Below are 14,117 nucleotides of genomic sequence, written 5' to 3'. Positions count from 1 at the left end.
ACGGGGGTGTGGCGCACCCACTCATGACACTTCGCGGTCCGGCCCGGCGCGGTTACCCTGGTCACATGAACGGCCGGAATCGACTGGGCGATTTCCTTCGCGCGCGGAGGGAGAGGCTCTCACCTCCGGCGGAGACGGACGGTGCGGGGCCGAGCCGGCGTACTCCGGGGCTGCGCCGCGAGGAGGTCGCCATGCTCGCCGGCGTCAGTACCGACTACTACGTCCGGCTGGAGCAGGGACGCGAACGGAACCCCTCCACGCAGGTATTGAACGCACTGGCCAGAGCGTTTCAACTGCGCGAAGAGGAAACGGAATACCTGCACACGCTGGCCGGCCCGGTCCGGCGCAGCCGGGCCGACGCCGACCGGGTCTCCGCCGGGCTGGTCAGGCTCATGCAACATTGGACCGACACGCCCGCGTTCGTGCTCGACCGCTTGATGAACATCCGAGCCTGCAACGCCATCGGACGCTGCCTCTACGAACCTCTGAGACTCAGTGAGCAGGGCAACCTGCTGCGCATGGCGTTCCTCGACCCGGCGGCACCAGAGTTCTACGTCGACTGGCAGCGGTCGGCGCGCAACGTCGTGGGCACGCTGCGCGCCGCCAACAGCGGATTCGAAGAAGATCCCGCGCTGGCCGCATTCATCGGCGAGCTCAGCGTGCAGAGCGAGGAATTCGCGCGGTTGTGGGCCCGCCACGACGTGCGCGGCAAAGTCGGTGACACCAAACGCCTGCACCATCCCGAGGTCGGTCCCCTTGCCCTGCGTTACGAAAGCTTCACCGTCAACGGGGCACCCGGCCAGCAGCTCATCGTCTACCACGCGGACCCTGGCAGTCCGTCCGAGGACTCGCTTGCCTTACTGGGATCGCTGGCCGGGTCCCGACGCGGCGGCCGGGTCCCGGTCGCGCAACGCAAGCCGGAGCCAAGGAGCGCCACACCCTGGTAGACGCCGGCGCGGCCAGGCAGCGTTGGGGGCATGACCGAGATCCCTCAGCCCGCTGCGGAAGCCTGTTCCGATCCTGCCGGGGAGCCCGTCGTGCTGACGGTCAACGGGCGGCGCCACGCCCTCGCCGTCGACGTCCGGACGACGCTGGCGGACCTGCTGCGAGACGGGCTCGGAGCCACCGGCACCAAGGTCGGATGCAATCAGGGGACCTGTGGTGCCTGCACGGTGCTCGTGGACGGGGCCCGGGTGCTGTCCTGCCTGACCCTGGCCGTCACTCTCGACGAGGCGACGGTGACCACGATCGAGGGACTTGCCGGTCCGGACGGCAGCCTGCATCCGATGCAGCGCGCCTTCGTCGACGCGGACGCACTCCAGTGTGGCTTCTGCACCCCCGGACAGATCATGTCGGCGCTGGGCTTGCTGGCGGAGAGCGGCGGTACCCTCGCTGATCTCGACGACGATGCGCTGCGCGACCGGATGAGTGGCAACCTGTGCCGCTGCTCGTCCTACCCTGCGATCCTGTCCGCGATCCGCGCCGCCGCGGAGGACTGACCAGTGCGGGCCTTCCAGTACACGCGAGCGCGGTCGCTGTCCGAGGCGGTGACCGCCGCGGCCGCGGGCGCGACTCCGCTGGCAGGCGGCACGACACTGGTCGAGCTGCTCAGAGCGGAGATCGCACGTCCGGCACATGTCGTTGACCTGCGCTGGGTGGGTGAGCTGCGGGAATGGGACACGGCGGGGGAACCGGCGCGCATCGGCGCCCTCACGTCCATGGCGGCGCTCGCAGCCGATCCGCTCATGGCGGCCCGTTTCCCCGCGGTTGTCGAGAGCCTGCAACTCGCCGCCTCGGGGCAGCTGCGTGCCATGGCGACGATCGGCGGCAACCTCCTGCAGGCGTCGCGCTGCCCCGCGTTCCGGGATGGGCGGTCGCCGTGCAACCGCCGTGCGCCCGGCAGCGGCTGCGCCGCGCGCACCGGCCCCGCCCACGACCACGCCGTCCGCGGCACCTCGACAGCGTGCGTCGCCCCGTACCCCGGCGATCTCGCCGTTGCACTGGTCGCCGCCGACGCGGAGATCGAGACCCGCTCGCCGGCGGGTACCCGGCGGATCCCGGCCGCTGCGCTGCACCGTGCCCCTGGCGCGACCCCGGAGCGGGAGCACGTGCTCGGTCGTGGCGAACTGATCGCGGCCGTGCTGGTGCCGGGCGGGCCGACGGCGCGCAACGCCGCCTTCGTGAAGGTACGCGACCGGGGCAGTTTCGCGTTTGCCCTCGGGTCCGCCGCCGTCGGCCTCGAGGTGTCCGCCGGGCTGGTCATCGCCGCCAGGGTCGTCCTCGGCAGCGTCGCCACCATCCCGTGGCGCAGCCACGAGGCCGAGTCGGTGCTGGTGGGGGAGCGGTTGACGGCGGGGACGGCACGGGCGGCCGCGGACGCCGCTCTCGCCGGGACGTGCGGCCCACGGGCCGAGGCGGCTCGTGGCGCCGTGACGAAGGCATGCCTCACCGCCGCGTCCAGGGCAGGCGTGTCATGAGCATCGGCAGCCCGCAGGTCCGGGCGGACGCCGTCGCGAAGGTGACCGGCGTCGCGCGCTACGCCGCTGACCATCGTCCTCCCGGCATGCTGCACGCCCGGCTGGTCACCAGCACGATCGCTCGAGGTCTCATCACGTCGATCGACGCCAGTGACGCGTCCGGGCTGCCGGGGGTGCGGGCGGTGATCACTCACCACGACCTGGCCGGAGAGCTGAACCCGGTGCAGGCCCTCGTCGATGGAGGTCACTTCCACACCGCTGCCTGCCCGCTGGCCGGACCGGTGATCCGGCACGCCGGACAGATCGTCGCCCTCGTCGTCGCCGAGACGGGGGAGGTCGCGGAACGGGCCGCGCACGCTGTCGACGTGCGGTATGCGACTGGGCCGGCGGTGCTCGACCTGGCCGACACCGATCCGGCCGACGATGTGGAGGTCGCCCGCTGGGAAGTAGGTGATCGCATGCCGGGCGGGGCTGTGGCCGTCGATGAGGTCTACACGACGCCGGCCCAGCACCACCACGCGATCGAGCTGTATGCGGTACTCGCGCAGTGGCGGGGCGCGAGCCTGGAGGTCGATGTGCCGACGCAGTGGGTGCAGGGCGAGCAGCGGGGCCTGGCCGCGGCACTCGGCGTGCCCGAGTCGGCGGTCCGAGTCCGGGCGCCCTACGTCGGGGGTGGATTCGGCGGGAAGGCCGTTGTCCTGTGGCACACCGTCCTCGTCGCCTGGGCTGCACGGCGGCTGGCGGCTCCGGTGCGGTTGTTCGTCACCAGGCAGCAGTGCGCGACCGTCGCGTCATTCCGCCCGCAGAGCACCCATCGGGTGCGGCTGACGGCGACCTCAGGTGGGCGGCTGCTCGGGTACGAGCACGACGTCCGTGCGCAGACCTCCCGCACGGACACCGTGGGTTTGGCGGGAACCGCGATGACAGCGCGGCTCTACGCCACGTCACGGATCCGTTGCCGCGAGACCGTCGCGCCGGTTGATGCGCCCACCCCCGGTTTCATGCGGGCACCGGCCGAGTTCGGGCACGCGTTCGCGCTGGAGTCGGCGGTCGACGAGCTCGCAGCCCGGCTCCAGGTCGATCCCGTGGCGCTGCGGTTGCGCAACGAGCCTGCGCGCGACCCGGTCACGCGGCTTCCCTTCGGTGGGCGGCACCTGTCCCAATGTCTGCGGCTCGGCGCGGAGCTGTTCGGCTGGGCGGACCGCGATCCGCGGCCGCGTTCGATGTCGGATGCCGGGGAGCTGATCGGATGGGGGTGCGCTGCCTCGCTCTACCCCGCCAACGGCGGCGGCATCGTTGAGTGCCGGATGACGCTTGATGAGGACGGGCGGGCCGTCGTCGAGGTCGCCGCGACGGATCTGGGAACCGGAGCGGCGACCGTGCTCGCCCAGATCGCGGCCGACGCCGCCGGTCTCGACCCCGGTGCGGTCGTCGTCACCCTAGGCGACTCGGTGTTGCCTGCCGGCCTGATGGCGGCCGGCTCATGCACGACCGGGTCGGCCGGCTCTGCCGTGTACCGCGCGGGTCTGCTCCTGCGCGCGGCGCTCGAGCGCGGCGAGTCGGCGCCGGTCACCGTGACGGCACGCTGGGTCCCGCGCGGGATGACCCCGGCGCTCCACGCGGCACACCGCCGGGGCAGCCGTGTGCAGCTCGGCCCGGTTCGCGATGGCCGCGTGCTGTTCGCGTACGGGGCGCAGTTCGCCGAAGTTCGGGTCGACCCCGTCACGGGGATGGTTCGGGTCCCGCGGGTGGTGGGAGTATTCGACGCGGGCCGGATCGTCAATCCGCGGACCGCACGTGCCCAACTGGTCGGCGGTATCACCTGGGGCATCGGTCACGCGATCATGGAGCGGACGCCGATCGACCGGTCTCGCGCCGCGTTCAGCGGCACCGACCTCGGCGCCTGCCATGTCGCCACCCATGCGGACGTCGGGCAGGTCAGGGTGGAGATGCTCGACATCGCTGATCCGGCGGTCAACCCGCTCGGCGTGAAAGGCGTCGGTGAGATCGGACTCGTAGGCACGGTAGCGGCCGTGACCAATGCCGTCTACCACGCGACCGGAGTACGGGTGCGCCGACTGCCGGTGGAGCCTGCGGTCCTCGTCTCAGCGCGTTGACTGGGTGCGACGCACCCACGACACGCACCCCACACCGACGTTCCCGGCCCGAAGGTGGACAGGACGGGCGGGCCTTGCCACCGCCCGCACGACTCAGGACACGAGGAGGATCCATGCCCACCACCACAGCGGAATCACCGGGTACCCGGGCCGTTCGCCCGTTCCGGGACGGCCTGGTCGCCCTCGATCCGCCACGGCTGCTCGGCTCACGGTGCGCCGCATGCGGAACTACGGCGTTCCCGCCTCGCGAGTTCTGCCCTTCCTGCCGAGCCGTCGAGCACATCGACAAGGCCGAGCTCGCGACGGCAGGCCGAATCCACTCGTTCACCATCGTCAGGCAGGCCCCGCCCGGCATGCCGGTTCCGTACGTACTGGCCTGGGTCGACCTTCCGGACGACGGGGTGAGATTGCTGACGACGGTGGTCGGAACGCAGCCGGAGGAGGTCGAACTGGACCAGCCGGTCGAGCTCGAGCTGACGCCGTTCGGCACCGCTGACGACGGCGCCTCCCTGATGGGCTTCCGCTTCCGTGTCACGACGAGGGGAGAGACGCGATGAGCCCGGCACCCGCCTTCGTCGCCGGAGCAGGCATGATCCGCTTCGGCAAGCATCCCGTCGACGTGACGCTCGAGCGAATGGGCGTCGGCGCAGCCCGTGCCGCACTCGCCGACGCCGGCGCCGATCTCGCGGACGTCGACGGCCTTTACATGGGACACGTGTTCGGCGGGCCGGTCGCCGGGCAGCGGATCGGTGCCCAGCTCGGGCTGGACGGCAAGCCGGTGTCCAACCACGAGAACTACTGCGCCAGCGGCGCCACGGCGATTCGTGAGGCCTGGGTGGCCCTGGCGGCGGGCCTGCACGATGTCGTACTCGTGATTGGCGTGGAGAAGATGACGGACCGGATCGTGGGCGGGGTCCGACCTGACCCCGGCGATCTCGACGCCGCCGTCGGCTACGTCATGGCCGCCGGACATGGCATGAGCGCGCGTCGCTACATGGCCGACCACGGCGCTACTCGGGAACAGATCGCCGCGGTCGCGGTGAAGAACCATGCGCACTCGGTGCACAATCCGTTCGCGCACTACCAGAAGCCGATCAGTCTCGAAGAGGTTCTCGGTGCGCGCCCCATTGCCGAGCCGCTCGGGCTGCTCGACTGCAGCCCGATCTCAGACGGAGCAGCGGCGGTGCTGCTGTGCAACAGGGCAGGGTTGCGCCGCCTCGGCCTGAGCGGACCGGTTCCCCGGATCCTGGCGGTCGGCTTGGTCAGCGGCTTCGTGCAAACCGGGCTGGGCGACCTCAACGCGGAGGACGTCTCGCGCCGCGCCGGGGAGGAGGCTTGGACACTGTCCGGCGTCGGTCCCGGCGAGATCGACCTGGTGGAGATGCACGACTGCTTCACCATCGCCGAGATCGTCCGGCTGGAGGGCCTCGGCCTCGTCCCGCGCGGCCAAGGCGGCGAATGGACGGCAGCCGGGCACACCGCGCTCGGCGGCCAACTGCCGGTCAACCCCTCGGGCGGTCTGTTGTCCCGAGGCCATCCCGTCGGTGCGACCGGGACCGCCCAGGTCTGTGAGCTGACGTGGCAGCTGCGCGGGACGGCGGGGGGCAGGCAGGTCGACGGCGCCCGCACCGCACTCGCCTACTGCAAGGGTGGCTCTGTCAACGGCACGGACGGCGGTTCGGTCAGCACCGTCGTGATGACCCGGTGACGGCCACGTCCGGAAACGATGCGCGAGCCGGCGTCCTCGCCGCCGGGATCGGGTTCACCGAGGGGCCCCTGTGGACGGCGGACGGTCGGCTTCTCGTCGTCGTCACGTCCCGGGGACTCGTGGCACAGATCGATCTCGATGGAGCGGGGGTCGTCGGCACCATCGACACCGGCGGCGGCCCGAACGGGCTCGCGGAGACGGGCGACGGGACGGTGTGGGTTGCCCAGAACGGGGTCGTTCGGCGGGGCGGCTCACAGCGGGGCGTCCCCCCGGGCCTGCAGCGAATCCTCGGAGCTGACGTGACTCAGGTCGCCGTCCCGCACGCGATGGCGCCCAACGACCTGGCGGTCGGACCGGATGGCCGGATCTGGTTCACCGACCCGGGGCCGGGCGCCTCCGGGCCGGGTCGGCTGTGTGCCCACGACCCGTCCACCGGCTGTACGAGTGTGCTGCTCGACGGGATCGGTTACCCCAACGGCCTCGCAATTGACGGAGACCTGGTGTATCTCGCCTGGACCGATGCCGGGCACGTCACTCGGCACCACTGGACTGGTGACAGGCTCGACGTGGCGGACGTTCCCCTCGTGCTGCCAGCGGGTGGGCCGGACGGGCTCGCCCTCGATACCGACAGGCGGCTCTACGCCGCCGCGCCGGACGCGGACGCGGTGGTGGTGTTCGAGCCGGACGGACGGCCGGGACGGACCATCCGCTTCGATGAACCGACTTTCCCGACGAACCTGTGCTTCGCCGGGCCGGATCTCGACGTGCTGGTGGTCACCGCGGCCAAGGGTGGGCGCGTGCTGATCGTCGACGACCTAGGCGGCGCTCGGGGGCTGCCGCTGTGCCGCGGCGGGTGGTGACCCCGTCGTTCAGATCTCCCCGAGCTGGCCGATGCGTTGGGCTGCCTCCGTGAGCAATTCCGCCAGCCCGGGTAGATCGGCCTGCTCATATCGGGAGAGCGGCATGGAGATGGAAAGCGCCGCCTGTGGCCGGCGGCGGCGGTCGAGGATCGCCACCCCGATCCCCCCGATGCCCTCCCGCCACTCGCCGGCGTTCAGTGCGTAGCCCCGCTCTCGAGTTCGCTGCAGCTCGCTCCTCAGCGCCGCGACGTCGGAAAGGGACCGGTCGGTCCACCGTCGGACACCATGGGACAGCACTCGCTCGACGTCGGACTCGTCAGCGACCGATGCCAGGATCGCCCGCCCACTCGACGACACGTACAGGGGCGCGCGTGTGCCCAGCTCCAGATAGGTGCGAACCGACCGGGTGCCGTCGAGCCGGCTGACAATGACAACGTCGTCGCCATCCCGGACCGCCAGATGCACGGACTCGCTGGTCTGGTCACGGACCTTGCGCATTTCCTCGTGTGCGATCTCGTCGAGGCCCGACCCGCGGATGCCCGCGAGACCGACGGACAGCGCGCGGTGGGAGATTCGCCATCGCGTGACCTCGGTGCCCGTCGTCCGTAGCCATCCGCCCTCGGCGAGGGACATGATCGCGCGCTGGACGGTCGTCTTCGGCAGCCCGAGCGCGCGGGCAAGGTCCGAGACACCAACAGGTTGCCGGGCGGCGACCTCTTCCATCACGCGCAGGGCGGTCAGCACGCTGCGGTTGCCACCGCCATGCGATCCCTCCTCCACCACGGTCGATCACCCTACCCGACGTGTGCTGTGCGACTTCGGCCTTGACATCGCGCGCAACCCCTCTGAGGATATAGTCCGATATGCGGACCATTGTACCGAGTGTCGGAACAGAACGAGGTGAGAGGTGCGGCACCGATGCTGGCGGAGCGTGCTGTTTGTTCCCGGAGACCGGCCCGACCGCGTTGCGAAGGCCGTGTTGCGCGGAGCGGACGTCGTGGCCATCGATCTGGAAGACGCCGTGGCGCCCCCGGCGAAGGAGGCGGCCAGAGAGCTGACTCTCGAGTATCTGCGGACCGTACGCCCCGCTCGGACCACCGTGCGGGTCAACTCGTGGGACAGCGGCGAGCTCGAGCGTGACATCGAGCGGCTCGCCGAGGTCCTGCCCGCTGTCGATGCGGTTTTCCTTCCGAAGGTCGCCGAGGCAGCCGACGTTGCGCGGTTGGTCAGCCTGCTGGATCAGGCGGGAGGGGACGGCGTGCCGGGTGTCGTCCCGATCATCGAGACGGCCGTTGGAGTCTTCGAAGCCCGTGCCATCGCGTCGGCGTCTCCGCGAGTGGTGACGATGCTGTTCGGCGTGGCCGATCTCTCGGCGGATCTGGATGTCGAGCCCACCGCCGAAGGGCGCGAACTCGCGTTCGCCCGAGCCCAGGTCGTCCTCGCCGCGGCGGCGGCGGAACTGGCCGCCCCGATCGACGGTCCTTACCTCGTTCTCGGTGAGGAGGACGAACTTGCCAGGTCCGCTGCCGCCGCCCGCGAGCTCGGATACGGCGGCAAGGCGGTGATCCATCCCGGTCAGATCAAGGCCGTGCACGCGGCGTTCGCGCCGCGGCCCGCAGAGATCGCCTGGGCCGAAAAGGTCGTGGCCGTAGCCGAGGACGGCGGGGCTGCCCGACTGGACGACGGCAGCTTCGTGGACCAGCCGGTCGTTCGTCGGGCACGGCGAATCCTGGCGACCGCTCAGGAGGACGGTGCGCTATGACCGTCCACAGAGGGTGGCAGGGCCGGTTCTTCGAGGACTTCGTCGAGGGGGACGTGTTCGAGCACCCGCTCGGGCGGACCATCACGACGACCGACAACATCTGGTTCACCCTGCTGACTCAGAACACCGCGCCGCTGCATTTCGACCACTCGTACGCGGCGAAGACCGAGTTCGGCAAGCCGCTGGTGAACTCCGCCCTGACGCTCTCGATCGTCGCCGGCCAGAGTGTCTCCGACGTCTCGCAGAATGTGTTCGCCAACCTCGGCTGGGAACAGATCGTCCTGCCCAACCCCGTATTCGAGGGCGACACCATCCGGTCCCGGAGCACGGTCTTGGCGGTGCGGCCGTCCAAGTCCCGCCCGGCGCTCGGCGTGGTCACGGTCCAGACCGAGGGCTTCACCCAGAACGACGACCTGGTCATCCGTTTCACCCGCACTGTCCTTGTTTACCGCCGGGGCCACGGTCCCCGCGCGATCGCCCATGAAGAGAGCAGCTCATGATTTCCAGCGAGACCGAGATCCGATCAGATCTGCGGGAACTGGTCGACCGCGTGTGCGCCGACTTCCCCGACGCCTACTGGCGGGACCTCGAGGAGACCGACTCATATCCGGAGAAGTTCGTTGCCGCCCTCACCTCCACGGGCGTCCTCGGGGCATTGGTGCCTGAAGAGTTCGGCGGGCTCGGGCTCGGTGTGGGCGACGCGTCGATCATCGTCGAGCAGATCAACCGCAACGGCGGAAACGCCGCGGCGGTGCACGCCCAGCTCTACACCATGAGTGCGGTGCTGCGGCATGGATCCGACGAGCAGCGCAGCCAGTACCTGCCGCTCATCGCGACTGGTGAACTGCGCCTACAGGCCTTCGGCGTAACGGAGCCTATCGCCGGCACGGACACGACCAAGATCCGTACCTTCGCGCGCAGGGACGGGGACGGTTACGTCATCAACGGGCAGAAGGTGTGGACGTCGCGGTTCCAGCACTCCGACCTGATGCTCCTGCTCGCCCGCACCACCCCAATCGACGAGGTCGAGAAGAAGTCACAGGGTCTGTCGCTCTTCCTGCTCGATCTCCGGGAGGTCGACGGCGTGACGGCCAGGCCGATCAAGACGATGGTCAACCACGAGACGAACGAGGTCTTCTTCGACGACGTGCGCGTGCCCGCGTCGACTCTTGTCGGCCAGGAGGGACGGGGATTCCACCACATCCTCGACGGGATGAACGCCGAGCGCGTCCTCGTCGCGGCCGAATGCGTAGGCGACGGCCGGTGGTTCGTCGACCGCGCGCGACGGTATGCGTGCGAACGTATCGTTTTCGACCGCCCGATCGGCCAGAACCAGGGCATTCAGTTCCCCATCGCGACCGCGCACGTGCACGTCGAAGCGGCCGACCTCATGCGCTGGCGCGCCGCGCATCTGTTCGACTCCGGTGAGCCTTGCGGCGCGGAGGCCAACATGGCGAAGCTGCTGGCTGCGGACGCTTCGTGGGAAGCCGCCAATGTCGCCATGCAGACGCTCGGCGGGTTCGGCATGGCCAGCGAGTACGACGTGGAGCGGAAGTTCCGCGAGTCTCGGCTGTTCCAGATCGCCCCGATCTCGACGAATTTGATCCTTGCCCACATCGGCCAGCACGTCCTGGGTTTGCCCCGTTCGTTCTGACCACATCGGCCACCGAAAGCTGGATACTTCATGACTCCCAGAGTGATCCACCTCGCCGCGGCAGCCCCCACCCATCGTGCCCGAGCGCGTGGTGTTCATGACTGACCGCGCGACCGTGCTCCTGACGGACCGAGCCTGGCCAGACGACGAGATCGAGCGGGAGATCGTCGAGGCTGGTGGTCTCCGGTTCGTGAGCGGGCCACCTGAGCCAGCCTCCGCTTCAGAGATCGAGCGACTGGTCCGGTGCCATACGCCTGCCGCCATCCTGACCTGCTGGGCGCCGGTCACCGCGACGGCGATCGCGTCGTCGGCGGACCTGACGGTGATCGCTCGGATGGGGGTCGGCCTGGACAACATCGACGTCGACGAGGCCACCGCACGCGGCATCGCGGTAACCAACGTGCCGGACTACTGCGTCGCCGAGGTGTCCGATCATGCCGTGGCCCTGGTCCTGAATTGGACGCGTGGGATCGCGGCACTCTCGCAGGCGGTACGAGGCGGACAGTGGCAGCCGGAATCAGCTCGTCTGCGCAGGCTTGCGTCGCTCACCTGCGGGATCGTCGGCTACGGACGGATCGGCCGGGAGACCGCGCGGAAGCTGGGTGCCTTCGGCCCCCGGATCCTCGTGACCGGGCCGACTCGACCTGCTGAGCTCCACGGGGCCGAATTCGTGAGTCTCGCCGAACTGCTCGAGCGGGCCGACGTCGTCGTGCTCCACGCGCCGCTGACGCCCGAGACCCGGAACCTGATCTCGCGCGCGGAGCTCGCGCGGATGAAACCGGGAGGGCTTCTGGTCAATGTCGGGCGAGGCGGACTCGTCGACACTGCTGCGTTGATCGACGCGATCGACAGCGGGCACCTCGATGCGGCGGCACTCGATGTCCTCGACACTGAACCCGATGTGCCCCACGGTCTTCGGACGGCACCCTCCGTGACGGTGACACCGCACGTCGCCTTTTCCTCCGACGACTCCGTCGCGCAGCTTCGCCGCTCTGCGGCGCAGGAGGTCGTCCGGGTGCTGGGTGGGGGCGATCCGCTCCACCCCTGCAACCCACTGGTCCGGAAGACCACGAAAGCGAAGGAAGCATGATGAGCGGATCCGTTCCCTCCATCGCGAAGATGCATGGCCGTCAGATCCTCGACTCCCGGGGACGTCCGACCGTCGAGGTCGACGTCCACCTCGACGACGGCCGGATGGCAAGAGCCTCGGTGCCTTCTGGCGCATCGACCGGCACCTACGAGGCCCACGAACGCCGCGACGGAGACCACTCACAGTATGCGGGCCTTGGCGTGCGGCAGGCGGCACGGGCGGTGAGCACGGAGATCGACACCGCCCTGCATGGCCGGCCGGTCACCGACCAGCAGGAGATCGACACCCTGCTGCGGGACCTCGACGGGTCACCCGCGCTGACCCGCATCGGGGCCAACGCGATACTGGGTGCCTCACTCGCGGTCTGCCGTGCGGGCGCGGTGGCGACGGGGCAGCCGCTCTACCGGTACATCGCCGAGCTGGCGGGGACGACGCCCGCGTTGCCGACGCCGGTCGTCAACATCCTTTCCGGCGGCGTGCATGCGGGGCGCGGGATGGACGTCCAGGACTTCCTCGCTGTTCCCGCCGCGTCGACCAGCTTCCCCGACGCCCTGCACATCATCGCACGTGTCCGCGCTGCGGCAGCGGACGTGCTCACTGCCCGCGGGCTCCCCACGTTGCTTGCCGACGAGGGCGGCCTCTCGCCGGGGTGCGCTACGGGTGAGGAAGCCCTCGACCTGATGGTGGCCGCCATCGAGGCCGCAGGGCTCAGACCCGGCCGCGACGTGCTCATTGCCCTCGATGTCGCCGCCCATACGCTCGTCACGCCGGATGGGGATTACGCGTTCGCCCGCGAGGGCGTCACTCGCTCCTCGGCCGAGACGGTCGCGCTGCTCGAGCGCTGGGTCGACCGATACCCTGTCGTGTCCATTGAGGATGGCCTCGACGAGGAGGACTGGTCCGGGTGGACCACGCTGACCGGACACCTCGGCGGCCGCGTCCAGGTCGTCGGGGACGACCTCTTCACGACCAACGCGGAACGACTCCGCAAGGGCGTCTCCCTCGGCGCGGCGAACTCGATTCTGATCAAGCTCAACCAGAACGGAACCCTGACCGGGACGCTCGACGTGGTTCGGGCGGCACGCGCCGCGGGTTACGCCCCGATGGTGTCGGCGCGCTCGGGCGAGACGGAAGACGACTTTCTCGCCGATCTCGCGGTCGGAGTCGGCGCGGGTCAGATCAAGATCGGTTCCCTGCGCTGCTCGGACCGGCTCGCCAAGTACAACCAGCTCGTGCGGATCGCAGAGGACGACAGCGTCCCCTTCGCTCCGTGGTCGCCGGCGAGTACGTCGTGACAGGCGACGATCGCGTCGTCGCCGCGCGGCGGTTCCTCGTCGCGCAGGGCCTGCAGGCCGCGGACGAGCAGTCGCACTGGACGCCCCTGACCGGCGGAGTGTCCTCCGATCTGTGGCGAGTGGACCTGCCTGGCCGGACTCTCTGTGTCAAGGCCGCACTGTCCCGCTTACGGGTCGCAGACGACTGGTCCGCTCCACTGGAACGCAACGCCGTTGAGTACGATTGGCTCAGCTTCGCTCGGGAACATGTCCCTGGAAGCTGTCCGCGTCTGCTGGGCCAGGACGTCCAGGCAGGTTTCTTCGCCATGGAGTATCTGCCCGCGGATGACCATCCCCAGTGGAAGGCAACGCTACTCGCCGGCGATGTCGATCCCGAGTTCGCGGGCCGAGTCGGCGACGTCGTCGGCAGGTTGCACGCGGCGTCGGCCGGAGACGAGTCCGTCAGGAGACGGTTCGCGACGGACGCCAACTTCGATGCGCTGCGCATCGCGCCATACCTGCGCGTCACCGCGGGCCGCAATCCCGGGGTAGCCGATCGGCTGCACGACCTCGCCGACCGCCTCGCCGGTACCCGGCTCGCGCTGGTACATGGAGACCTGAGTCCCAAGAACATCCTGGTCCATCCGACGACGCCGATCCTGCTGGACGCCGAGTGCGCCTGGTTCGGAGATCCGGCGTTCGACCTGGCGTTCTGCCTGACCCACCTGCTGCTCAAGTCGCGCGTGCGAACGGACAGGGCGGGCCCGCTGCGCGAATCGGCCGACCGGCTCCTCGCGGCGCACCGCCGACACCTCGACTGGGAACCCCCGCACGAGTTCGACGAACGTGTCGCCGGGCTCGTGCCCGCACTGCTCTTGGCCAGGGTCGACGGGGCATCGCCGGTCGAGTACCTCACCGCGCCCGGCGACCGATCGCTCGTCCGGGACACAGCGGTGCTGTTGCTTCGGAGTCGGCTCGGCCGCACGGCGGAGGTCTTGGACAGCGGCATGGCCGCGCTCGCACCGCTCCATGCGTAACGGCCGTCGCCGCACCGAAGTCTCCGCCGAGCTGGAGCCGGGGGCCGCGACGTGTCCGGGCCGTCGGGAACTTCGACATGAGCGGCGGCCCGGCTCACGTCGCTTTCGTTCCCGCACGTCGTTGCAGGCGCTCGGCGA

The 14,117-nt window shown here is 70.0% G+C and carries 14 protein-coding genes; 13 read left to right on the top strand and 1 reads right to left on the bottom strand.

What is annotated here, in order from left to right:
* Window positions 1-23: 23 nt before the first annotated feature.
* From BAY60_RS30510 to BAY60_RS30480, 7 genes are all read left to right on the top strand, one after another.
* Window positions 24-947: a helix-turn-helix domain-containing protein gene (locus BAY60_RS30510; protein ID WP_342769796.1), complete on the top strand. Its 924-nt coding sequence runs from the start codon at window positions 24-26 to the stop codon at window positions 945-947.
* Window positions 948-977: 30 nt separating this feature from the next.
* Window positions 978-1,499, top strand: coding sequence for a (2Fe-2S)-binding protein (locus BAY60_RS30505; protein ID WP_112284870.1), 522 nt, complete (start codon window positions 978-980; stop codon window positions 1,497-1,499).
* 3 nt (window positions 1,500-1,502) lie between these two features.
* Entirely contained in the window at window positions 1,503-2,477 is a 975-nt protein-coding gene (locus tag BAY60_RS30500; protein ID WP_112284869.1) for an FAD binding domain-containing protein, read from the top strand.
* Window positions 2,474-4,594 carry a xanthine dehydrogenase family protein molybdopterin-binding subunit gene (locus BAY60_RS30495; RefSeq protein WP_170160621.1) on the top strand — a complete coding sequence of 707 codons (2,121 nt, stop codon included), beginning with the start codon at window positions 2,474-2,476 and terminating at the stop codon, window positions 4,592-4,594. The genes BAY60_RS30500 and BAY60_RS30495 overlap by 4 nt, the downstream gene beginning before the upstream one ends.
* Before the next feature lie 113 nt (window positions 4,595-4,707).
* Window positions 4,708-5,151, top strand: a complete 444-nt coding sequence (locus BAY60_RS30490; RefSeq protein ID WP_112284867.1) for a Zn-ribbon domain-containing OB-fold protein — start codon at window positions 4,708-4,710, stop codon at window positions 5,149-5,151.
* Window positions 5,148-6,302 carry a thiolase family protein gene (locus tag BAY60_RS30485; RefSeq protein ID WP_112284866.1) on the top strand — a complete coding sequence of 385 codons (1,155 nt, stop codon included), beginning with the start codon at window positions 5,148-5,150 and terminating at the stop codon, window positions 6,300-6,302. Before BAY60_RS30490 ends, BAY60_RS30485 begins: the two co-directional genes overlap by 4 nt.
* Complete coding sequence (locus BAY60_RS30480; protein ID WP_170160620.1) at window positions 6,299-7,162, top strand: SMP-30/gluconolactonase/LRE family protein; 864 nt, start codon at window positions 6,299-6,301, stop codon at window positions 7,160-7,162. The genes BAY60_RS30485 and BAY60_RS30480 overlap by 4 nt, the downstream gene beginning before the upstream one ends.
* Window positions 7,163-7,171: 9 nt before the next feature.
* Here BAY60_RS30480 and BAY60_RS30475 read toward each other — a convergent pair whose 3' ends face one another.
* Entirely contained in the window at window positions 7,172-7,945 is a 774-nt protein-coding gene (locus BAY60_RS30475; protein WP_146771113.1) for an IclR family transcriptional regulator, read from the bottom strand.
* A gap of 148 nt (window positions 7,946-8,093) precedes the next feature.
* On the opposite strand from BAY60_RS30475, the gene BAY60_RS30470 reads away from it, so the two are divergent.
* From BAY60_RS30470 to BAY60_RS30445, 6 genes are all read left to right on the top strand, one after another.
* Entirely contained in the window at window positions 8,094-8,924 is an 831-nt protein-coding gene (locus BAY60_RS30470) for an HpcH/HpaI aldolase/citrate lyase family protein (protein WP_211330525.1), read from the top strand.
* A complete protein-coding gene (locus BAY60_RS30465) occupies window positions 8,921-9,424 on the top strand; it encodes a MaoC family dehydratase (RefSeq protein ID WP_112284862.1) in 504 nt (167 codons plus the stop codon). The genes BAY60_RS30470 and BAY60_RS30465 overlap by 4 nt, the downstream gene beginning before the upstream one ends.
* Window positions 9,421-10,578 carry an acyl-CoA dehydrogenase family protein gene (locus BAY60_RS30460; RefSeq protein ID WP_112284861.1) on the top strand — a complete coding sequence of 386 codons (1,158 nt, stop codon included), beginning with the start codon at window positions 9,421-9,423 and terminating at the stop codon, window positions 10,576-10,578. The genes BAY60_RS30465 and BAY60_RS30460 overlap by 4 nt, the downstream gene beginning before the upstream one ends.
* A gap of 76 nt (window positions 10,579-10,654) precedes the next feature.
* Window positions 10,655-11,668 carry a C-terminal binding protein gene (locus tag BAY60_RS30455; RefSeq protein WP_211330524.1) on the top strand — a complete coding sequence of 338 codons (1,014 nt, stop codon included), beginning with the start codon at window positions 10,655-10,657 and terminating at the stop codon, window positions 11,666-11,668.
* Window positions 11,668-12,963 carry a phosphopyruvate hydratase gene (gene eno / locus BAY60_RS30450; RefSeq protein WP_211330523.1) on the top strand — a complete coding sequence of 432 codons (1,296 nt, stop codon included), beginning with the start codon at window positions 11,668-11,670 and terminating at the stop codon, window positions 12,961-12,963. Before BAY60_RS30455 ends, eno begins: the two co-directional genes overlap by 1 nt.
* Complete coding sequence (locus tag BAY60_RS30445) at window positions 12,960-13,979, top strand: phosphotransferase family protein (RefSeq protein WP_211330522.1); 1,020 nt, start codon at window positions 12,960-12,962, stop codon at window positions 13,977-13,979. The genes eno and BAY60_RS30445 overlap by 4 nt, the downstream gene beginning before the upstream one ends.
* Window positions 13,980-14,117 lie beyond the last annotated feature (138 nt).

The sequence above is a fragment of the Prauserella muralis genome (assembly GCF_003202285.1).
Classification (GTDB): domain Bacteria; phylum Actinomycetota; class Actinomycetes; order Mycobacteriales; family Pseudonocardiaceae; genus Prauserella_B; species Prauserella_B muralis.
This window is presented reverse-complemented; position numbering and strand designations above follow the sequence as displayed.

What these genes read in the sequence shown, in the direction of transcription:
- BAY60_RS30510 (WP_342769796.1), top strand. Translation starts at nt 24, where the DNA reads ATGACACTTCGCGGTCCGGCCCGGCGCGGTTACCCTGGTCACATGAAC.
- BAY60_RS30505 (WP_112284870.1), top strand. Translation starts at nt 978, where the DNA reads ATGACCGAGATCCCTCAGCCCGCTGCGGAAGCCTGTTCCGATCCTGCC.
- BAY60_RS30495 (WP_170160621.1), top strand. Translation starts at nt 2,474, where the DNA reads ATGAGCATCGGCAGCCCGCAGGTCCGGGCGGACGCCGTCGCGAAGGTG.
- BAY60_RS30490 (WP_112284867.1), top strand. Translation starts at nt 4,708, where the DNA reads ATGCCCACCACCACAGCGGAATCACCGGGTACCCGGGCCGTTCGCCCG.
- BAY60_RS30485 (WP_112284866.1), top strand. Translation starts at nt 5,148, where the DNA reads ATGAGCCCGGCACCCGCCTTCGTCGCCGGAGCAGGCATGATCCGCTTC.
- BAY60_RS30465 (WP_112284862.1), top strand. Translation starts at nt 8,921, where the DNA reads ATGACCGTCCACAGAGGGTGGCAGGGCCGGTTCTTCGAGGACTTCGTC.
- BAY60_RS30460 (WP_112284861.1), top strand. Translation starts at nt 9,421, where the DNA reads ATGATTTCCAGCGAGACCGAGATCCGATCAGATCTGCGGGAACTGGTC.
- eno (WP_211330523.1), top strand. Translation starts at nt 11,668, where the DNA reads ATGAGCGGATCCGTTCCCTCCATCGCGAAGATGCATGGCCGTCAGATC.